Annotated in this window: 16 protein-coding genes and 1 pseudogene; 5 read left to right on the forward strand and 12 right to left on the reverse strand. The window is 50.7% G+C overall.

The features are described 5' to 3' along the window. Positions 1 to 1,176: 1,176 nt before the first annotated feature. Positions 1,177 to 1,920 (reverse strand): IclR family transcriptional regulator, encoded by a 744-nt coding sequence (locus tag ACFVU8_RS23725; RefSeq protein ID WP_379468391.1) that lies wholly within the window; start codon positions 1,918 to 1,920, stop codon positions 1,177 to 1,179. Positions 1,921 to 2,184: 264 nt separating this feature from the next. Here ACFVU8_RS23725 and ACFVU8_RS23730 point away from each other — a divergent pair, with 264 nt between their 5' ends. Together ACFVU8_RS23730 and ACFVU8_RS23735 are read left to right on the forward strand one after the other, a co-directional pair. Further along, positions 2,185 to 3,225 carry an alpha/beta hydrolase gene (locus ACFVU8_RS23730; protein WP_379468393.1) on the forward strand — a complete coding sequence of 347 codons (1,041 nt, stop codon included), beginning with the start codon at positions 2,185 to 2,187 and terminating at the stop codon, positions 3,223 to 3,225. A 609-nt stretch (positions 3,226 to 3,834) separates the two neighbouring features. Further along, the gene (locus ACFVU8_RS23735) at positions 3,835 to 5,307 is read left to right on the forward strand and encodes a Fe-Mn family superoxide dismutase (protein WP_387430576.1); all 1,473 of its coding nucleotides are present in this window, start codon (positions 3,835 to 3,837) and stop codon (positions 5,305 to 5,307) included. 756 nt (positions 5,308 to 6,063) lie between these two features. Here ACFVU8_RS23735 and folE read toward each other — a convergent pair. The 4 genes and pseudogenes from folE to ACFVU8_RS23755 all read right to left on the reverse strand — a co-directional run bounded on the left by folE (position 6,064) and on the right by ACFVU8_RS23755 (position 8,930). Further along, positions 6,064 to 6,657, reverse strand: a complete 594-nt coding sequence (folE, locus tag ACFVU8_RS23740; protein ID WP_066374474.1) for a GTP cyclohydrolase I FolE — start codon at positions 6,655 to 6,657, stop codon at positions 6,064 to 6,066. A gap of 54 nt (positions 6,658 to 6,711) precedes the next feature. Next, on the reverse strand, positions 6,712 to 6,963 hold the full coding sequence (locus tag ACFVU8_RS23745; RefSeq protein ID WP_379468397.1) for a YneF family protein: 252 nt from the start codon (positions 6,961 to 6,963) through the stop codon (positions 6,712 to 6,714). Between the two features lie 116 nt (positions 6,964 to 7,079). Then, a pseudogene (queG, locus tag ACFVU8_RS23750) lies at positions 7,080 to 8,252 on the reverse strand (tRNA epoxyqueuosine(34) reductase QueG); the annotation flags it as partial. Positions 8,253 to 8,510: 258 nt separating this feature from the next. Continuing rightward, a complete protein-coding gene (locus ACFVU8_RS23755) occupies positions 8,511 to 8,930 on the reverse strand; it encodes a GNAT family N-acetyltransferase (protein ID WP_066374477.1) in 420 nt (139 codons plus the stop codon). A 448-nt stretch (positions 8,931 to 9,378) separates the two neighbouring features. Here ACFVU8_RS23755 and ACFVU8_RS23760 point away from each other — a divergent pair, with 448 nt between their 5' ends. Next, complete coding sequence (locus tag ACFVU8_RS23760; protein WP_175372152.1) at positions 9,379 to 9,987, forward strand: superoxide dismutase; 609 nt, start codon at positions 9,379 to 9,381, stop codon at positions 9,985 to 9,987. A 307-nt stretch (positions 9,988 to 10,294) separates the two neighbouring features. Here ACFVU8_RS23760 and mutY read toward each other — a convergent pair whose 3' ends face one another. Both mutY and acpS read right to left on the reverse strand, forming a co-directional pair. Then, positions 10,295 to 11,563, reverse strand: coding sequence for an A/G-specific adenine glycosylase (gene mutY / locus ACFVU8_RS23765; RefSeq protein ID WP_387430578.1), 1,269 nt, complete (start codon positions 11,561 to 11,563; stop codon positions 10,295 to 10,297). 37 nt (positions 11,564 to 11,600) lie between these two features. After that, positions 11,601 to 11,993 (reverse strand): holo-ACP synthase, encoded by a 393-nt coding sequence (gene acpS, locus ACFVU8_RS23770; RefSeq protein WP_379468402.1) that lies wholly within the window; start codon positions 11,991 to 11,993, stop codon positions 11,601 to 11,603. A gap of 249 nt (positions 11,994 to 12,242) precedes the next feature. On the opposite strand from acpS, the gene ACFVU8_RS23775 reads away from it, so the two are divergent. After that, positions 12,243 to 13,076: an alpha/beta fold hydrolase gene (locus ACFVU8_RS23775; RefSeq protein WP_387430580.1), complete on the forward strand. Its 834-nt coding sequence runs from the start codon at positions 12,243 to 12,245 to the stop codon at positions 13,074 to 13,076. Between the two features lie 158 nt (positions 13,077 to 13,234). Here ACFVU8_RS23775 and nadE read toward each other — a convergent pair whose 3' ends face one another. The 3 genes from nadE to ACFVU8_RS23790 all read right to left on the reverse strand — a co-directional run bounded on the left by nadE (position 13,235) and on the right by ACFVU8_RS23790 (position 16,560). After that, a complete protein-coding gene (gene nadE / locus ACFVU8_RS23780) occupies positions 13,235 to 14,044 on the reverse strand; it encodes an ammonia-dependent NAD(+) synthetase (RefSeq protein WP_387430582.1) in 810 nt (269 codons plus the stop codon). Between the two features lie 201 nt (positions 14,045 to 14,245). Then, positions 14,246 to 14,680 carry a BrxA/BrxB family bacilliredoxin gene (locus ACFVU8_RS23785; protein WP_066374486.1) on the reverse strand — a complete coding sequence of 145 codons (435 nt, stop codon included), beginning with the start codon at positions 14,678 to 14,680 and terminating at the stop codon, positions 14,246 to 14,248. Positions 14,681 to 14,802: 122 nt separating this feature from the next. Beyond that, positions 14,803 to 16,560, reverse strand: coding sequence for a two-component system sensor histidine kinase NtrB (locus ACFVU8_RS23790; RefSeq protein WP_387430584.1), 1,758 nt, complete (start codon positions 16,558 to 16,560; stop codon positions 14,803 to 14,805). A gap of 175 nt (positions 16,561 to 16,735) precedes the next feature. Between ACFVU8_RS23790 and ACFVU8_RS23795 the strand changes: the two genes are divergently transcribed. Continuing rightward, on the forward strand, positions 16,736 to 18,004 hold the full coding sequence (locus ACFVU8_RS23795) for a BaiN/RdsA family NAD(P)/FAD-dependent oxidoreductase (RefSeq protein ID WP_387430586.1): 1,269 nt from the start codon (positions 16,736 to 16,738) through the stop codon (positions 18,002 to 18,004). Between the two features lie 280 nt (positions 18,005 to 18,284). Here ACFVU8_RS23795 and ACFVU8_RS23800 read toward each other — a convergent pair whose 3' ends face one another. Then, positions 18,285 to 19,562 (reverse strand): ABC transporter permease, encoded by a 1,278-nt coding sequence (locus ACFVU8_RS23800; RefSeq protein WP_387430588.1) that lies wholly within the window; start codon positions 19,560 to 19,562, stop codon positions 18,285 to 18,287. After that, positions 19,541 to 20,296 (reverse strand): ABC transporter ATP-binding protein, encoded by a 756-nt coding sequence (locus ACFVU8_RS23805; protein ID WP_066374490.1) that lies wholly within the window; start codon positions 20,294 to 20,296, stop codon positions 19,541 to 19,543. Before ACFVU8_RS23805 ends, ACFVU8_RS23800 begins: the two co-directional genes overlap by 22 nt. Between the last annotated feature and the right edge of the window lie 52 nt (positions 20,297 to 20,348).

Genomic DNA, 20,348 nt, shown 5'->3' on the forward strand with positions numbered 1-20,348 from the left:
GGGGTTGGGGTTGGGGTTGGGGTTGGGGTTGGGGTTGGGGTTGGGGTTGGGGTTGGGGTTGGGGTTGGGGTTGGGGTTGGGGTTGGGGTTGGGGTTGGGGTTCCGTCGTTCGTAGTTCATGGATCTTGGTTAGTAGACCGTGCTCGTGGCTCCGTGGTTATGTGATTCCATAGTTCGTGGATTGTGGCTAGTGGACCGTAACTCGTGGTTCCGTGGTTATGTGCTTCTGTGGTTATGTGATTATATGGTTATTTTGTTCCATAGTTCGTGGATCGTGGCTAGTGGACCGCAGCTCGTGGTTCCGTGGTTCTGTGCTTATGTGGTTATATGGTTATGTTGTTCCATAGTTCGTGGATCGTGGTTAGTGGACCGTAGCTCGTGGTTCCGTAATTCGTGGATCATGGTTAGTGGACTGTAGCTCGTGGTTCGAAAATAACGACATTTCTGCACCTTAATTAAGAACACATATAAAAAGGATCGCAGTGTAATTAACGGCATTTTTGCACCTTAAATCCTCTGCAGCTAAGGGTTAGTGGAGATTAAGTGCAATATTGTACCTTAAATCTTCCAGAATACCCTGTTCAGCGTGCTTTTCCCGAAAATAAGATACAATAATGCCCTTATTTGCTTTATTTCCCTATATTAAAGAAAAATAAGGTACAAAAATGCTGTTAGTTGGGGAGATGGCCCCTCTTTTTCAATGTTAGATGATTGGTGAAGGGGAAATTCACCGCTTCTTGTGGTTGAAATCTGTCATCAGTCTATGTTCCGGTGCTAGCTTTCCTATGGAAAGCTTTCAGGGCGAACGCTTTGCTCCTACAATTCCAAACTTCCTCGTTCGCTTATCTTTGTTTTGGTTAACTTCTTTTGTTCGGCTTGTATACTTTCTGCTTTCTGCTTTCTGCTTCCTGCTTTCTGCTTTCCAAGCCGAAGGTATTTGCTCACAAGAGAAAAAAGGTTGTTCCAAAACACTTGGAACAACCTTTTCATGCCCTGCCGCGGATATCGGACGCGGCAGATTGCAGTGCCTGGGCCAGCCGCGGTGCAACAAGGCTGGCCCGAACTTTAAGTGCTGGCCGTGCCTATACGGGCAGCGTGCCAGCTTCACGCTGCCAGCCGCCTCCGAGGCTCCGAGGGCGCGGCTAGCAGCGCAGGGCTTGATGCTGCCGCCCGTGCTTACGGCAGCATCAAGCCCATCTCAGCCGCCGTCTCATGGAGGACGGCGGCATACGCCAGCAGCGTCTCCTGGGAGAGACGGCTGACTGGCCCGGACACGGACAGCGCGGCTACGACAGTGCCGCTGCGTCCCACCACTGGCACGGCTACCGCCGCCGCGCCAGGCTCGCGCTCCTCGAAGCTCGTCGCGTAGCCCAGCTTCATAATGTCCTGGAGCTGATGCTTATAGGCATCGCGCTCCACATAGTCGGGCCAGCCGGGGCCCTCCAGCAACGACTGCAGCACCTCCGGCGGCGCATAAGCCGCCAGCACCTTACTGGAAGCTCCGACCGACAGCGGCAGTCGAGCACCAATCTGCGCCACCCGGCGGATAGCCTGCTGGCTTTGTACAGCCTGAATGCGCACACGCTCCAGTCCATCGCGCAGATACAAGCTGACGGTCTCGCCCAGCCGGTCGCGCAGCCGCTCCATAGCCGGCAGCAGCAGAGCTGCCGACTCATCGTAAGCTGGCAGATGCGTCGACAGCTCCCAGACTCGAATGCCTAGACGGTATTTCTCCGTCGCCGCATTGCGAGTCAGGAAGCCTTTTTCCTCCAACGTTGTTAACAGCCGATGCACCGTACTTTTATGTAGACCAATCTGCCCGGCAATCTCCGTCAACCCGAGCTCGTTGTCCTTCGTAAAACACAATAATATATCAAGCGCCCGTTCTACAGCGCGTACCGTCAGTTTACGGTCCTCCACCCTGATCTCCCCTTTTGTTTCATCAAATGAAACTCGGTTACATTATTAAATATAATCAATTCTATCTTAGAGCAAATCCCTGCGGAAATCCAGCACATTCGGCACACGGAAAAGGCTGGGCTCCACTTTACAGTTGCATTACAAAACCGTTGATTTCATTGACTTTGATAAGTCATGATCATACGATATATATAAGTAGAAAGACGCTAATACGTAAGACTTTTCACACTTGTATCTGTCAAAAAGATTAGGAGGGTGACCATCATGGATTTGGCTACAACTCGCACCGGCACGCCGGTCTCCCGCCAACCTATAGAACGCAAGCCTGATACGCCGCCGCCATTGTCCCTGGGCATGATTCGCTTCAAGCATATCATTGTAGCATTGCTGCTTTCGGTATTCTTCTTTTTCGTGTTCTGCTTCATCTCTCTGCATGGCTATATTGCCTGGGTGTTGTCCAATCCAACAGTTGCCCCTCTATATTCCAACCCTTCAATTGCCAAGGGTCTCAAGTATGAGGATGTGACCTTCCCGGCATTGGACGGCAGTCGCACTATGCAAGGCTGGTACATTCCCGCTGAAGGATCTACGAAGACTATCGTATTTAGCCATGGATATGGCGCTAATCGCGAGGAATCCTGGGTACCTATGTATGATCTTGCGCATTACGCCCATCGCCTGAATTTTAATGTCGTGATGTTCGATTATGGTTTTGCTTCACAGATCAATAAGGATATCGCTACAGGCGGCAAAAAAGAATCCCAGCAGCTTCTAGGTGCCATCCAGTTCGCTAAGGAGAAAGGCGCGCAGCAGATTGTCGTCTGGGGCTTCTCTATGGGTGCTGGAACCGCGCTTCAGGCAGGACTGGTCACCAAGGATGTAGATGCCATGATTCTCGATAGCACCTTCCTGCTGGAACCGGACACGCTGTACCATAATATCAAACAGAACATCGATCTGCCGCGCCAGCCCTCTCTGGAGATTATGGAGCTACTGTTCCCGTTGCTTAACGGAACTGGACTGAATCAGATTCCATACGCCAAGGTAAAATCAGAGGATTATCCATTCCCGATCCTGTTCCTGCACGGAACCAAGGATGACAAGGCGCCTTATCCAATTGCCGAGGAGCTTGCAGCAAACCAGAGCAACCCTTACTCTGAATCCTGGATTGTAGAGGGCAGCCACCATGAATTGCTATTCCGGGAGCATCCGCGCGAATACTTGCGCCGGGTCTCTGCATTCCTGGGTAATGTACAGCTGGCAGAAACGAAGGAAATCGAGCAGTCCACCGCAGTAAAACCTTAGTCACTATCATAGATCAGATTATTTCCAGCATTAAGCAGGTGTCTGCTTCATAGCATTAATATTTCATAGTATATTTTAGTCATGATATAAATTTTCTGTAATTCATCTATAATTGCACACAAGTCTCCTTCCGGATATGCAGAAATGCACCGGTAGGAGACTTTTCTTTTCTGTGAGGCTAGCCATAAATCACTCGTATTATTATAGAACCACCACTTTGCAGGATACTCAAATTCTGAGGTTCAAGAGAAGTAGATCAATTCAAATCAGTTCAAATCAGTTCAAATCAGTTCAAATCAGTTCAAATCAGTTCAGATTAATTCAGATTAATTCAGATCACCTTGTCTCTAACCATTCCTCTACCTTCTCCTCAATATTCTACTCTAAGGTTCTTCTCTAAGTTCTTCTCTAAGTTCTTCTCTAAGTTCTTCTCTAAGACTCTGTTATCCGCTCTTCTCTAGACTGTTCTTTAAGCTTTTTCTAACCCATTTTCTAAAATCCCCTGTTTGCTTCCTTAATATTTTTGCCGCCTCACCAAGCTCATAAGCCACCTGTTCTGCTCATATAAATGTATTTGTGAAGTCATATCACGGGAGGTTTGAACAGGTAATGCTATATGTATACGGACCGATGCTGCCAGTACGCATTCTGGAAGAAATCGTATTTTGGAAGACTCAGGAGAAGGAGCATACCGAGGTTATCAAGGCCATCGTTCCCAAGCTGGAACAGCCCTATGTGAAACTACTGGATGAATGGGCTGTCGTCTTCGGTGCTACTGAGGAAGCTGCTAGACATCTGCTTGAGTCTGCTCTTTCTGCCCCGGCTCATGGGGATCAATGGGCCCTAATCAACGAGACTGAACAGCTACTGCGTGTAGCCAGCGCACAATCTACCGAATTTATAAGACAGCTATATGCCATCATGGAGGGCAGTGCTGCAATCAAAGCCGTGCCGCTGGCAACCATCGTCCTGCTGCATATCATCCGTGAATCGGAATACTTCCTGGCCGTCCTGCAGACATTGAATACCCCAGGGCAGCTAGGGGGACTGATGCGCGAGTATTCGCTGAGCGGCTTGGCAGATCCGGAGGAGCGGTCTGCAGAACAGGATTATGTGGCGGAAAGTGACTATACAGCAGAACAAAGTGGATATGCGTTGAACGGCTCAGCATACTCGAATGAACGGCCAAGAGAGCAGCTTTATTCAGCGGAAAGCGACTATACAGCAGAACAAAGTGGATATGCGTTGAACGACTCAGCAGATGCGAACGAATGGCCAAGAGAGCAGGCTTTTACAGCGGAAAGTGACTATATAGCAGAACAAAGCGGATATACGCTGAAGAACGGCTCGCCAGATTCGGTGGAACGGTCAACACAGCAGCATTATTCAGCGGAACAAAGCTATTTTGCAGAACAAGATCATCCGTATTTGCTACAAGAGTCCCGCGAACTATCTGCTGTTCCGATTGGCGGCCACCGTCTGCCGCCCCTCCCTTATGCATACAACGCGCTGGAACCCTATATTGATGAGAAGACTATGCGCATTCACCACGACAAGCACCATCAAAGCTACGTGGATGGCCTGAACAATGCCGAAATCAAACTAGCCGAAGCCCGCAAAAGCGGTAATTTCGACTTGGTGAAGCATTGGGAACGGGAGCTTGCCTTTAACGGGGCCGGACATTACCTGCACACCATCTTCTGGAACGAAATGTCTCCACAGGGCGGCGGGCGTCCAACCGGACCATTACTGGATGCCATTGAACAAAGCTTTGGTAGCTACGACAGCTTCAAGCAGCAGTTCAGTGAAGCAGCAAACAAGGTAGAAGGTGGTGGATGGGCGATTCTGGTATGGAGTCCGCGTAGCCACAGACTGGAGATTTTAACCGCTGAGAAGCACCAAAACCTGTCCCAATGGGATGTCATTCCGCTGCTCGCTTTGGACGTATGGGAGCATGCATACTATCTGAAGCACCAAAATAAGCGTGACGACTATATCAAGGATTGGTGGAACGTGGTGAACTGGCCTTACGTATCCGAGCGCTACAATGCCGCTAGCAAGCTGGCTTGGCAACCTTATTAAGAAATAAAGGTGGTTGCGTCCTAAACTGTCTTGGAGAGCGAGATATCCATGTTCAATTCAAACCTGCTAGATTTCTTCACATGAAGCTTCACTCTCTCCGATGGCGTAAAATAAGTTATGCACCAAGACTTGGAGCCTACTACAGGGTATAGGAATAACAGGAATAGCTCCTGTTATTTTGATTCAATCCCCTTCTTTTCTAAAGATAACTGGAAAAACTCCTGTTAATCCCCTCATAATTAGGGTGTTATGAATAAAAAGAGGTTTTAACGGGAGAAATTCCAGTTATGAATGGGAAAACAGGCGAGATCAAATAATTAACGGTATATTTTCCCGCTATTCATACCCCGCATAACCTTGAATGACGGCTCGGGGAGGCAAGCCCCCTGGTTTAGGCTGTTCCGCGTTCGCTCGCCGCTACTGACGGAATCACTATTGGACTGCGGTTGCTGTTACTCCTCAATTTCTTAGAAGTTAATGCATCTCTATCACTGAATTATAAATGATCGGCTACGGAGGATTACGCAAGATAGCTCAGCAGCCCCAGAAGCCCAAACCGCCCCAGCAAAACGTTAGATTTTCAAGTTCATAATATATAGCAAGAAAATGCGTGCCTTTAAGCACCCAACTGCTATCTTGGCATCCACTGACAACACCTTCACCACCTAGATAGTACGTACCTCTAGGCACGCCAGCGATCAAAAAAGGACCTGCCCGCCATCGAAATGGCTGGTAGGTCCTTTTTTGATCGCTGTATTATTCCTTGATCAAAGCCAGAAACTCAGCACGGGCTGCGGCATCCTCACGGAAGGTTCCCCGTGTTGCCATCGTTACCGTCTTGCTTCCCGGCTTCTTCACGCCGCGGGCACACATGCACAAATGTTCACCCTCCACCACAACCATCACGCCGTGGGGATTTAGCACCTCGGTCATAATGTCCGCGATCTGTGCTGTAATGCGTTCCTGCACCTGCAAGCGGCGGCTCACGGCTTCAACGAGCCGGGCCAGCTTGCTAAGTCCTGCTATTCTCCCGCTCGGCACATATCCGATATGCACTTTACCGAAGAAAGGGGCCATGTGATGCTCACACTGGCTGTAGTAGACGATATCTTTGACGATGACGAGTTCTTCATGTGACTCGTCAAAGCTAACGCCGAGCGCCTCACGGGGATCCACTGAGTATCCGCCGAAGATCTCCTCATACATCCGTGTAACACGCGCCGGGGTTTCCAGCAAACCCTCACGGGCCGTATCTTCCCCGATTAATTCCAATATTTTTTCAACGTGATACTCTATTTGCTCACGGTGTTTCGATACATTGCTGTTTACGTAGTCCTTGATGCCCCCCATGCACAACCTCTCCCTTCCGCACCCGCGCGAAAATCTATCTATACCGGACTACGGTTATCTGCCCTTGCGATTTCCGCCTCTGCCAGGAGCAGGACGTCCCGCCTGCGGGTTATTGCCCTTCATCATCTGCTGAGCCCGCTGCATTTGCTTGCTGTTCAGATTGTACCCCATTTGTTTGGCTACCTTTTGCAACATTTCCGGATCATTCTGCATCGTTGTCATTTGTCTGCGCAGATAGTATACACCGATGAAGAATCCACCGATCAGACCTACGACTAACGTAATAATTGGTAATGCAACACTCATCCCAAGTCCACCTCTATTGCTTTTGTCTACGCCACTAGGCACGCGAGTATATCATAGCATTTCAACAAGTGGACAGCAATTGGAAAAATCCATATTTACGTCTCATCTTCACGTTGTTCCAGTCCACCCTGCAGCTTCTCCTGGGCCCGGCCCAGCATCTCAAGCACCGTCTCATGCTGCTCAGTCTCCAGCGCCTGATTCACAGCCGCCAGCGCCTCTTCCCCGCCAATGCGCGACAGCGCCCAAGCGGCGGTTCCGCGCATCTCCGGCCGCGGCTCCCGCAGCAGAATCTCACACAGCTTCGGAACAGCTGCGGTCTCCTTGAAGTTCCCTAGCGCGATGATCGCGTTGCGCTGCATCGGCTTCTTGCCCCGCCACGCCGCTGAGCTACTGCCGAATTTCTCCTTGAACTCTCTGTTGCTGAGATCCAGAATCGGCATGAGCAGCGGTTTAACGACCTCAGGATCGGGCTGGAGCTGCGGACGGTGGTTCCAGTTCTTGCCGCGGTTTTTCGGACAGACGATCTGGCACGTATCACAGCCGTACAGCCGGTTTCCAATCTTGGTCATGTAGTCATCGCTCAGGAAGCCCTTGGTTTGTGTCAGAAAAGAAATGCAGGCCTGTGCGTTGAGCTGGCCAGGGCCAACAAGCGCTCCAGTAGGACAAGCATCAATACATTTGGTGCATTCCCCGCACCCTTCCTGTACCGGTTCATCTGGAGGGAAGGGAATATTCGTGACCATTTCTCCAAGAAAAATCCACGACCCCCACTTGGGCGAGATAATCGAACAGTTTTTTCCGCTGAAACCAATCCCGGCGCGCTCCGCCACCGCGCGATCCACCAGCACACCGGTATCGACCATACTGTCCATCACAGCATTCGGTACCCGCTCGCGGATGAACTCTTCGAGGTTCGCCAGCGCCTCTCGCAGCACGTGGTGGTAATCTTGTCCCCAAGAGGCGCGGGCCAGGATACCCCGGCGAGCACCCGGCTCCGACTTTGGCGGGTTCTCCATTTTGGAAGGATACGCAACTGAAATGGAAATAATCGATTCCGGCTTATCGCCAGATTGCAGTGCCGGAATCGTTCTTTTATCAAGATCAGGCTCTTCGAACCCGGACTCGAAACCCTTCTCCCGGTGCTGCTGAAGTATATTTTTCAAGTAGAGAAAAGGCTCTGCGGTGGTGAACCCCACATCGTCAATTCCAAGTGATGACGCGGCCTCCTTGATCTCTGCCTTAAGCTCTTCCCACTTGGAGGGCGGTGGGGCATATGAGGTTTCCGGCATTTTGTGCATATCCGCATCCTCCTTTGATCTATTTTTAAAAAGGGAGCTGCTGTCCCCAATTATCGACAAAGTCCTTGGTACCAGGGTCCGGCAACATTCGTAATCATTCGCGCCTTCAGACCATTATAACAATAGAAAAGCATATCTCCCAGTCCTTTGCAAAGGACCCTCGAAGATATGCTTCAGTATAATGAAACAACTATCGTTCTCTATTCTAGGAAAATGTTTCCGCTTACGTAGTAGCCGAAATCAAGCCGATTAACCGACAATACTCAGCTTCCGTACGGATTTGAAGATTTGATTCTCACCATAGCCCATAGCTTCATACAATGGCAACGCAAACGAATTATGCTCGTCTACAGCTACAAAAATACCGCTGACTTTGCGTGCCTGAAACCGGTGCTCCATAGCCGTTACCAAACTTCTGCCGACTCCTCTACGGCGATAATCGGGATGTACAGCTATACGGAAATAACAGCCGTGATTCTTCTCGATCGTGCCAATAAGAGCGCCCACAATCTCTCCTTCGTCTTCAGCAACTACAATGAGATCGGAATCCCATGAAAGCTGTCTGGAGAAAGGCTCAATGGTGTTCTCAAAACACTCATCCGATAGCGCGGTCTGCAGCAGTTCAGTTACTGGGCTTACGTCGCTTAATTGAAAGGAACGAACGTGCATTCTTTAAAATCTCCCTTTTCTATGGCTTATGATTTTACAAAAAGAAGGAGTTCCCATAACAGTGTGGAGACGAAAAAAGCAACAAAAACCGAGGAATACCTGCTTTTAAATCTATTAAAGCACATATTTCTCGCTATATCATCACTTTTCTTTTGAAAGCGCTTGATTTGAAGCGTTTACAAAGTATTAGTTTACATTACTTCTTTATTAAGGAAATAAATCATGAATAAAGAGCGCATCACTGCGGAATCCTATTCCTTTGACACAGCGTTTACAATTGAAAAATGGGATGTTCAAACGCGGATACTTTGTAAACATTTTTGTTTATTTAGTATTGCATTATTGTTCCAGATGCTGTTTAATGATAGTAGTTAGACGGGTACATATCCCCATAGGTTATATTGGGATAACCTATAAAAAAACAACTAATATCAGGAGGGATTTTTCCATGGCATTTCAATTACCGGCACTTCCTTACGCGAACAACGCACTCGAACCACACATCGACGCTTTGACGATGGAGATTCACCACGACCGGCACCATAACACTTATGTGACGAACCTGAACGCTGCTTTGGAAAAGGCACCTGAACTGGAAGGCAAAAGCATCGAAGAGCTTCTGACCGACCTGAACGCTATTCCTGAAGGCATCCGTACTGCTGTTCGCAACAATGGCGGCGGACATGCTAACCATACTTTGTTCTGGGAAGTTATCGGACCAAACGGCGGCGGCGCTCCAACTGGCGCACTAGCTTCCGCAATCGACAGCGAGCTTGGCGGTTTCGACAAGTTCAAAGAAGATTTCGCAGCGGCAGCAACTACTCGCTTCGGCAGCGGCTGGGCTTGGCTTGTTGTAAAAGACGGCAAGCTGGCAGTTACAAGCACGCCTAACCAAGACAACCCGATCAGCGAAGGTGCAACTCCAATCCTCGGTCTGGATGTATGGGAGCATGCTTACTACCTGAACTACCAAAACAAACGCCCAGATTATATCAAAGCGTTCTGGAACGTAGTTAACTGGGAAGAAGTTGGCAAACGCTACGAAAGCGCTAAGTAAGACGCTTTGACTTCGCTGCCTTTTGAACGGCAGCATCCGTTTTCTACTATATAAACAGCAAAAGAAGGTATCTCCTTCGGCTTCAGGGCCAGGGAGATACCTTCTTTGTGTTGATATTCGGTAATTAATACTGTGCTATCCGCAAACAAACTAATGGCAACAGGCTGCGGATGGCAGATCTGTTGCCATTATGGCTGAGTGAATAGGCGGCCAGGTCGAGACGGATCGGGCTGTTCGCATTTGAGCGGCTAAACTTCTCGACCTGACTTGGTAAGCAGGGTCAGGCATCTTTATATCCTGCCTATCACTACTCTTGTCCCGCCTGCTCCTGCTCATCAAAATAGCTGTTAAGCAGCTTCAGGAACACGTTCGGAAAAGCATAATTCGCCATGTCCGCACGGTTGATCCAGCGGACTGCCCCCCGGTCAGCGGGATCGCCGCTGCCGTCGTCAAACAGCTCCACAGGTGCGCTGCCATCCGGCAGCAGCGCACCACCCGCAGCGGCTGCTGCAGCTGCGGCGCCGTACACCGCCCTGCCCTCTGCGGCGAGCTGCAGGGCCTCTTCCTCCCTGCAGCGGTACACCTGCAGGGTCCAGACGATATGGCTGAACACATGTTCCGCAGCCATCCAGTGCCCTTCCGGCCGGGCTGAGATCCCGGCCGACTGCAGGGACCGGCGCAGCCGGTCCTGCGCCGCGGCCTCCGGCAGCGGCGTGCGGGGTGCGCCGCCCTCCGCAGGCGGCGCAGGCCAGTGCGGCAGCTCCCACATGCGGGCGAGAAGCCCGCTGGATGGCCGCTGCCGGATGAGCACCCGGCCCGCGTGGGCACCGCGGCCCTCCACCAGAGCCGCCAGCCGCTCTTCCGGGCGCGGCGGCTTGGCCTTGGTCTTCACGGGCAGCTCGGTCTCGCAGCCCGCGAGACGCCCGGCGCAATGTTCCATCACCGGGCAGGTAAGGCAGCGCGGGGATTTCGGGGTGCAGACCAGTGCGCCCAGCTCCATGAGCGCCTGGTTGAAGCTAGAGGCTTCTCCTTCCGGAATCAGCTCTCTGACCAGTCCCTCCATTTTCACCCGAGTGGGTCCTTTGGCAATATCATCCCGAATCAGAAAATAACGGGACAATACACGCATAACATTGCCGTCGACAGCCGGCTCCGGCCGGTTAAAGGCAATACTGAGAATAGCCCCTGCAGTATAAGGGCCCACACCCTTCAGTCCGAACACCGCATCGCGGTCGTCTGGCACCTGTCCGCCATAAAGCTCTTTCACCTGCTTGGCCGCATGCTGGATATTGCGGGCACGGGAATAATAACCGAGCCCTTCCCAGCATTTCAGCACATCTTCTTCGGGCGCATCGGCTAGCGATTCCACCGTCGGAAACCGTTCAATAAAACGGTGGAAATAAGGAATCACCGTATCGACCCGCGTCTGCTGCAGCATGATCTCAGAAATCCAGATATAATACGGATTGCGGTGACGACGCCACGGCAGATCCCGTTTTTCCCTCTGATACCACTCCAGCAAATGGCGGCTGAAAAACACCTTAGCCTCCTGCTGTTGTTGCTCTTGCTGTATCATCTTCTATTCCCCTTATTCTTGTGTATTCATAGTCCTCTTATGGAGACTCCACTACCGCAAAAGCCGAGGCCAATTCACGGGTATGGGTGATCGTCAGATGTATAGTGTAGCCCGTGCCTTCCGGCAAGGCTAGTCTTGCCCAGGCCTCCGCAGATAGTGTAACCACCGGCTTGCCCAGCCCGTCCGGCAGGATCTCGATATCCTGAAAACCCACCTGACTGCCGATTCCGCAGCCCAGAGCCTTAACGACAGCTTCCTTGGCTGCGAAGCGACCGGCTGCAAATTCCCCAGCCTTGCCGCCCCGCCCCTTCGCCAGAAGCCGCTCCTTCTCCGTCAAGATCCGCTGTAACAACTTCGCACCTATACCCTTTTGCATCATTGCCGTGATTCGCTCAATCTCCAGAAGATCATGTCCGATACCGTATATCAATATTTCACGCTCCTTGTAGACGTGTATCCCCGATTGCTTCATTTAATGGTATTATTAATGGTAAGAACTTCTTGTAGAACCTTTGTTGAACATATACCGATATAATAGAAGTGAACCTAATTTTACTGCCTATACTAAACCCTTCTGTATCTTAAAAGAAAATCGGGCGGAAGTCTATTCTGCACCTGTCCATTGACTATAACCGCCTTACGATAAACGCCACTCTGTATAGAAAAGAGGGACCGCCCTATGAATCGCAGCTTCGAAATTCCAGCCGGAAATGATGCCCTGCTCCGTTGCTCTCGCTTTCCTGCCCACGACACACCGAAGAGCCTCGTTATCATTATTCACGGTTACAAAGGGTTCAAGGATTGGGGAATGTTCCCCTATCTCGCCAATGCACTCAGCCGCGAGCATGAAGTCGTCACCTTCAACTTCTCACATTCAGGGATTGGAGAAGATTTGCACAATTTTACCGAACTCGATAAATTTGCGCGCAACACCTTCAGCCGCGAGCTCAAAGACATGGAGATTCTACTCTCTTATCTGAACCAGCACCCTGATTTGGGCAGCCTGCCCGTCTTTCTCCTGGGACATAGCCGGGGCGGGGCAGACGCACTGTTATACGCGTTGGATCATCCGGAAGGAGTCACAGGAGTCATCTCCTGGAATGGAGTGACCCATCCTGAGCATTTGTACTCGCCGGATCAGAAACGAGATATGCTACAGCAAGGCCGGGCTTATATCCTTAATGGCCGCACAGGCCAGCAAATGCCACTGGATGCAGTGCTTCTGGAAGATCTCAAGCAGCACCAAGAGCGGTATCATATCCTAAAGCGGATGAAGGAAGCTACTTTTCCCACTGTCTTGATTCAGGGCACACGTGATGGCGAGCATTTGCGGCGCGGTTCAGCAGAGTTGACCGAGATCCGTCCGGATATCGACTGGGTACAAATTCCGGAAGGAAATCATACCTTTGGAACCGTACATCCTTTTGCAGGAACCACCCCACAACTGGAGCAGGCTATTGCGGTCTCTGAAGCTTTTATAGACCGTACACTTGCTAGCCTGCCTGGAAAATAACTATCGCTTCCCCTTACTCTGCCGGACGGATCGCAGTTGCCCCTTTATGCTGTACGCTCCCAGCTCCCCCCACAAAACGCCAAGAACCGCCGCGGACTCTGCGCTGTTTCACAGAGATGCCCGCGGCGGTTCCCGAGATCAGGTATGCTTTTGCTTTATTAAATACCCGGAATGACATTACGCTTGTGCGCTGTTCTACGGTAGTAGCTCTCCAGCTTCTCTGCGACTTCAGGACGAACCTGCTTGCCTTCCAGATAATCGCTGTTATCATCATAGCTAATGCCAAGCTCCGTCTCGTCCGTCTGTCCAGGCCAAAGTCCGGCCGTAGGCGCTTTAGTGACTACTTCTTCTGGCACACCGATATAGCCAGCCACTTGCCGCACCTGACGTTTGTTCAGGGTAGAGAGAGGTGTAATATCGACAGCCCCGTCACCCCATTTGGTATAGAACCCGGTAATCGCCTCGGAAGCATGATCCGTGCCAACTACAAGCAGATTCTTCTCAAAGGAAAGTGCGTATTGCATCACCATCCGTGTTCTGGCCTTCACGTTCCCCTTACCCTGATGGGTCATATGACGGTGATCACCAAGTGCCTTCATGCCGTGCTCTACTTCAAGAGCGATTTCGTTCACGGCTTCCTCGATATTAGTCTCTACTGTATGCTTCAAGTCAAAAGCCTTGGCTACAGCATAACTGTGGTCAATATCTTCCTGTTCCCCGTAAGGCTGGAATACACCAAGAGTCACATACTCTTTGCCTTCCTGCTCCGACAGCTCGTCCGTTGCCCGTTTGCACAGACCCGCGGCCACCGCGCTGTCTACTCCGCCACTAATGGCGATTAGCAGCCCTTTGGCGCCTGCTTGAAGCACGTATTTTTTTAGAAAATCGACTCGCTTCTGAACCTCTGCCTCTGCATCAATTGTTGGTTTGACACCGAGGTCGGCGATAATCTCTTCCTGCAAACTCACAAACTACACCCCGTTTCATCAGTCTGAAATGATTCCATCATCATCATATCACCATAATAATGGGATCTGAACACTTCCAAACCTATTCTGTCCCAAACATGGAGGGAACATCAAGCCCGAAAGTATGTATTTCTATTTTGAAAAATCCCGCATGCAGCCGGAATATCCGGCGCAGCGAGATTATATGGAATAGCTATGATTTTATTGGCAGAGACGGTTGAATACTTCCTTCAATTCAGCAGCAATTTCAGCTGCGGAACGGTCTTCAACAGAGTGACGCTCGATGAAGTGAACCAGTTCTCCATCCTTCATCAGTGCGATGGAAGGCGAAGACGGCGCATATGGAGCGAAATACTCACGCGCTTTGGCTGTAGCTTCCTTCTCCTGACCGGCGAATACTGTGAACAGGTGATCCGGCACAATCTCATTTTGCAACGCTTGGGCTACGCCCGGACGGCATTGGCCAGCAGCGCATCCGCATACGGAATTAACAACTACAAGCGCTGTACCCTTTGCATTTGGAAGCGCAGCTTCTACCGCTTCTGGGGTCAACAGCTCCTCGAATCCGATGCCTGTCAGATCGTCACGCATAGGCTGGATTGAATCTCTCATATATTGGCTAAAAGACATGGACATTTCTCAGCACTCTCCTTTGCACTTTAGCTGCTTGTCAGACAATATCACAACAGCACTTACTAACTTTATTATACATCCATACTCTGTGAAAGCAAGGGATGAACAAGGCCCTTCGGCACTCTTCATCTTGCAGATACTTCCTTGGTCTCTGCAATCACATACTCCGACATCTCTGCGTGCACAGCAGGAAAGGATATCGTAAACACTGTTCCCTTGCCTTCCTCCGAATCGACGGCAATCGTGCCGTTATGCCGCTCGACAATGCTAAGGCACAGCGACAGCCCAAGACCTGTCCCCTGACTTTTTGTCGTAAAAAACGGAACAAACAGCTTCTCCCGCTGGCTTTCCGAAATTCCACTCCCTGTATCTCGTATGATCAGTTCCACATGATCCTTCACGGTTCGCGTTTCCAGTGTCAATACCCCCTTGGGACCCATGGCCTCCATCCCGTTACGACCAAGGTTGAGGATCAATTGCTTGATCTCCCGGACATTCAAATCCAGCGAAGGCAGTGAGGAACTCAGCTTCACTTCAACGCTTTGCCCACGCAGATTGGCATCTGCCCATAGCAAGGGACTGAGATCATCAATAATTTCATGCAGGAGGACATTCTCCTTGTGCGAAATACGACTCTGGGCAAGCGACAGAAAGTCATTGATGATACTGTTAGCACGGTCCAACTCCTCCATCACGATATGATAATAGGATTCTAGATCTGGTCCGCTCTTCTCCCTCATAAGCTGGAGAAAACCACGCACCACTGCCATGGGATTGCGGATTTCATGGGTGATGCCCGCTGCCATTTGACCTACCAGGGTAAGCCGCTCTACATTGTCCAGTTCACTCCGCATTTTCTCTTCCTCGGTCAAATCCTGGACGATCAGCAGGGATCCGCCGGACAGTCCCGGCATCCGGGGAGGGAGTGGGGCTATGAATATGTGATACACCCTTGCTTTATGAATGACTTTCTCACTGGAACGCTCTTTGGTCCTGATGCTGGCACGCATGCGTGTGAAAATCTCTTCGTCTACATCCTCCCTGAACAAACGACAGACAGGTTGCGACATAATATCGACTTTAGTGACATTAGGATAATGGCTGCGGATCAGTTCCAGCATATAATCGTTGATCCCCGTGATCGCTCCATTCTCATCCAGCGACATAATGCTGAGCGGCATGATGTCGGTAATCTGCTGAAGCTTCTCCGATTCCCACTGAAACTTTTCGGTGAAATCCTTCATTCGTTCTTTGAGATGAACTCTCCCCCAAGTCACTTCTACAAAATAAATGAATACCGCCCCAAGAACGATGGCAATAAACACATATAGGGTAAGAATAAGCGCTTCCATAGCATCTCCTGAATTGCCAAAGTGCCGCTCATATTTGTCTTGTCCGCCCAAAATCGGTACTAGTGCCACGAATAACATGCTTGGGAGCAGCACCATCCAGAGCAGGCCGATTTTCTCTACGACCGTACCCTTCTTAAAACGGTTGGACATACCAAACAACAACGGGTAGAGCAATACAGACGAATTCAGCAATAGCGTACTCAGACCTTCCGTCTTGGAGAAGAGAATGTTGCAGAAGAGGAATATGAGGGACAGACAAAATCCTGAACGGAAGCTGCCGTATAATATACCAATAAAGGCTGGTAAAATTCCTAGATTGAGATAGGTAATTCCGAATAAGGACGTGGACATTAACGAGCATAGCGTAACACTCAGCGCACATGCTATCATCAAAAAGGACTGGTTATCCAATTTGCTGTTCCTGCGTTTGCAATGGTTCTGATCCAGCCACCATTGAAAGAGAAACAAAAAGGAGCTCGCAGCCGATATTTGCAATAAAATATCCTTAACCGCACCAGTAATTGAAATCACTCCCCAAGTTGGACAAATAATCCTTCACCCTTAGATTAAAGCATACCCGCGCTTTTCTGACAATTGTAAATCGACAAATGATGTCAGGACTGTGACTTCAGAGTCGAAAATGGTATGATGCCGATAGAAGAACGGTAGACACAACCTCTGCTTTGACATGTAAAGGAGTAAATTCATGCGTAACTACGATGTAATAGTGATTGGTGGCGGCTCTTCCGGGCTGATGGCCAGCGTGGCTGCAGCCGAGCACGGAGCATCCGTCCTGCTGGTTGATAAAGGCTCCAAACTGGGCCGAAAGCTTGGTATTTCAGGCGGTGGGCGCTGCAACGTGACCAATATTAAGGAGAATGCTGATCTGATCGCCCATATTCCGGGTAACGGACGTTTTCTGTACAGCGCCTTCGATCATTTTAACAACCGGGATATCATCGCTTTCTTTGAAGGCCTTGGCATTCCTTTAAAAGAAGAAGACAACGGGCGAATGTTCCCCGTTTCCGATAAAGCTTCAAGCGTTGTCTCGGCGCTAATCAGCAAGGTCAAGAGCCTCGGTGTACAGATCCTGACCGACAGCCCGGTTCGTGAGGTGCTATATGAGAACGGGACGGTTAAAGGCGTCCGTCTGATGTCCGGCGCAGTGCATCATTCTTCAGCTGTGATCGTCGCTACCGGCGGTAAGTCCGTGCCCCAGACAGGTTCCACCGGGGACGGATATCCCTGGGCTATAGCAGCCGGACACACCATTACGGAGCTATTTCCGACAGAGGTGCCGATCCTCTCACGGGAGGAATGGATCAAATCCGGTGACCTACAGGGCTTGTCCCTGCGTGATGTAAACCTGACGGTCTGGAATCCCAAAGGGAAGAAGGTTATCGCCCATCGCGGGGATATGATCTTCACCCATTTTGGTCTGTCCGGCCCCATTGCCCTGCGCTGCAGCCAGTTTCTGCGCCAGGTGAAGAACAAATTCGGGGTGGATGCGGTGGAATTGTCCATCGATCTGTTCCCGGATCTTCACCCGCAGGAACTGGAATCTCTGATTCAGGACAAGCTGGAACAAGAGCCGAAAAAAGCGATCCGCAATTCGCTCAAGGGATTACTGCCTGAGCGCATGATTCCGCTGCTGCTGTCCAAAGCGGGACTGGATGAGGATATTACCGGCCACAGCCTGCCTAAGAATGGCCTGCTGTCATTGGCCTCCCTCCTAAAACGGGTGCCAATCTTGGTACATGGCACTCGTTCCATAGAGGAAGCCTTCGTGACCGGAGGCGGCGTCAATCTGAAGGAGATTGAACCCAAAACGATGGAATCCCGGGTAATGCCGGGCTTGTTCTTCTGCGGCGAAGTACTGGATATCCACGGTTATACAGGCGGCTATAATATTACTGCTGCGTTCTCAACGGGCTATACAGCCGGGAAGCATGCCGCTGAGGCCCGCAATAACTAAAGCTGGCCGACCACAAGTAGAGCTACAAGCAGCACCTCTATGGTGATAATAAGGACATGGACTAGAGATCCTAAACTATCAAGCTTAAACTGTAGAACCTAAATTATAGGGCTGCTACCACAAAACCAGCGTAACGGAGCAATATCCGTTACGCTGGTTTTATTGTACGAGCTTTTTGATTTGCAGTTGCTCTACTTTCACTCTGTTTCTGCTTTTTGCTAATGCTTCTGCTCTTACTAATGCTTTAGCATCTCAGTTATGTTCTAGCGTCCATTCCTTCTCACGAACTGAGTCGAAAGGTGCTGAATATTCTTGCAATCATGATACCACCCAGGCAGCCAACAGGGATGAATAGCAGCAGCCCCCACCACGCATAGAGCTGCAAGCAGATCACACCCGCACAGAATACGGAAAATGGAATGAGCAGAATAGGAACTGCCTTTGCACCGGCTCTATTCTTCTGCTCCTTGGTAAAGGGTAATATCCCTACAAAATCATCACCCGAAAATAAAGACCAGAAGGAATGCAGCCAATAGGCCATCAGCGAATTCAGCACGATAAATACCAGCCACTTCAGAATAGAGGGGACGATAAATATGGCCACTCCTGTTACCCCGGCGAACGACAGGTACAGCTTCATATGCGCCGGATTCCGTACCAGTGCTTTAACCGCAGCGGCTGCGAAGCGGCTCTCAGCCTGCTTTGATCGCAGCAGCGGCTGAGACCTGCGGAAGATCCACGGCTTGTGCCGGGTCGGGCGCGGCTTATCCACCACACCGCGCAGCAGCAAGCTCGCTATATTCATACGCTGCTTGTAATCCTCGCGCACATCGTTCATGAACGTGCCACGCAACAGGAAGCGCCGCTGGATGGCTGTAGTCGTGGCAGCCGCAAAAACTCCGGCAACCGTCAGCAGGAGGCCTGGACTGTCGTACCACAGAATAGCCATCCGCAGGTAGAATCCGCAGGGAATGATAATAGCCGGAATCTGCCACAGCCATTTCCGCCACCCTTGCCGCTGCACCCGGACCAGATGTCCCAGCAGCTTGACGCACCAACTCGTGACTACCGTCAGGATCAGTAGTACAACAGCTGCTGATACAGGCACATGATAACTGCGTATGATAAAGGGCAGCATGACCAGATAAACTGCTCCTATCTTCAGTGTGGTCACACCTAGACTATACAGCAGGCCGCGCCACATTATGGCGTTGACCCAACGCTGACGCTGACGCAGAAATAGCAGATCGCCCTCCTGCAGAAACAGCAGCAAGCCCCCCTGGCTAATCAATATCGCCAGTAGCGCAGGCACGAATAGATAAGGCATTGCTGTACTCCAAGCGGGAAGAGGCTCGACCCAATACCCGTAATAGATCCGCCCTCCAAGTAAGAGGCCGGGAATAATGATATAGAGCAGTACCGTCCAATCAGCAGCGGTACGAATAATCGTCCATTGCTCCCGCCAATGCGAGAGCAGCCTTCTGCGGAAGATCCGCTGTGCCGTCGGGAAAGCGTAGGCGGAACGACTTTGCCCACTCATGCCAATTCGTCGAAGCAATCAAACAACGACGCCTCCGGTAATCCGGCCTGAGCGCGGATGTCCTCCAGTGTTCCGGTTGCTGCTATTTTACCGCCGGAGATCAGCACGAAATCATCGCAGATTTTCTCCGCAGTATCCAGGACATGCGTAGACATTAACACTCCCGCACCACGTACCCGCTCCGCTTCCAGTAGCCGCAGAAAGTCTTTCGTAGCCCTTGGGTCCAGCCCGATGAACGGCTCGTCCACAATATAGATGTCCGGCTGTACCAGGAACCCGAGCATTAGCATCATTTTCTGCTTCATCCCCTTAGAGAATCCCGCCGGCAAGTCATTGCGCACAGGCTCCATGCCGAACTGCTTTAGCAGTCTTTCCGCCGTCTCCTGAAACTGCCCGTATTCCAGTCCGTAGGCAGCGGCAGCCAAATCCAGATGCTCCCACAGTGTCAGATCCTCATAGAAAACCGGCTGCTCCGGCACGTAGGCATACGATTTGTTCGCTCCGCCGATCTCAACCTTGGACTTGGCATGCTTCAACAGGCCGAGCAGTGTCTTGATAGTTGTACTTTTACCCGCCCCGTTCGGCCCAATCAGACCCAGTAGCTGCCCACGCCGGACCTGAAAGGAAATATCGAAGATCCGGGGATCGCCTGCCTCATAACCTGCCTCTACGATGTCAACGTCCAATACAATGTCGTCTGTCTCTGTAATGTCCTTCGTTTCCCTTACCTGTGCAGCCCCGATCTCTTCCATCCTGCCCATCTCCTACATTTGGGTTATTGAACTCTAAATCCCTCTGCAACTA

Origin of the sequence: Paenibacillus sp. NPDC058177 (assembly GCF_042883835.1) — a bacterium.
Taxonomy (GTDB): Bacteria; Bacillota; Bacilli; order Paenibacillales; family Paenibacillaceae; genus Paenibacillus_AQ; species Paenibacillus_AQ agri.

Excerpts from the sequence above, each read along its gene's own strand:
- ACFVU8_RS23730 (WP_379468393.1), top strand. The coding sequence starts at position 2,185 with ATGGATTTGGCTACAACTCGCACCGGCACGCCGGTCTCCCGCCAACCT.
- ACFVU8_RS23735 (WP_387430576.1), top strand. The coding sequence starts at position 3,835 with ATGCTATATGTATACGGACCGATGCTGCCAGTACGCATTCTGGAAGAA.
- folE (WP_066374474.1), bottom strand. The coding sequence starts at position 6,657 with ATGGGGGGCATCAAGGACTACGTAAACAGCAATGTATCGAAACACCGT.
- ACFVU8_RS23745 (WP_379468397.1), bottom strand. The coding sequence starts at position 6,963 with ATGAGTGTTGCATTACCAATTATTACGTTAGTCGTAGGTCTGATCGGT.
- ACFVU8_RS23755 (WP_066374477.1), bottom strand. The coding sequence starts at position 8,930 with ATGCACGTTCGTTCCTTTCAATTAAGCGACGTAAGCCCAGTAACTGAA.
- ACFVU8_RS23760 (WP_175372152.1), top strand. The coding sequence starts at position 9,379 with ATGGCATTTCAATTACCGGCACTTCCTTACGCGAACAACGCACTCGAA.
- mutY (WP_387430578.1), bottom strand. The coding sequence starts at position 11,563 with ATGATACAGCAAGAGCAACAACAGCAGGAGGCTAAGGTGTTTTTCAGC.
- ACFVU8_RS23775 (WP_387430580.1), top strand. The coding sequence starts at position 12,243 with ATGAATCGCAGCTTCGAAATTCCAGCCGGAAATGATGCCCTGCTCCGT.
- ACFVU8_RS23785 (WP_066374486.1), bottom strand. The coding sequence starts at position 14,680 with ATGTCCATGTCTTTTAGCCAATATATGAGAGATTCAATCCAGCCTATG.
- ACFVU8_RS23795 (WP_387430586.1), top strand. The coding sequence starts at position 16,736 with ATGCGTAACTACGATGTAATAGTGATTGGTGGCGGCTCTTCCGGGCTG.
- ACFVU8_RS23805 (WP_066374490.1), bottom strand. The coding sequence starts at position 20,296 with ATGGAAGAGATCGGGGCTGCACAGGTAAGGGAAACGAAGGACATTACA.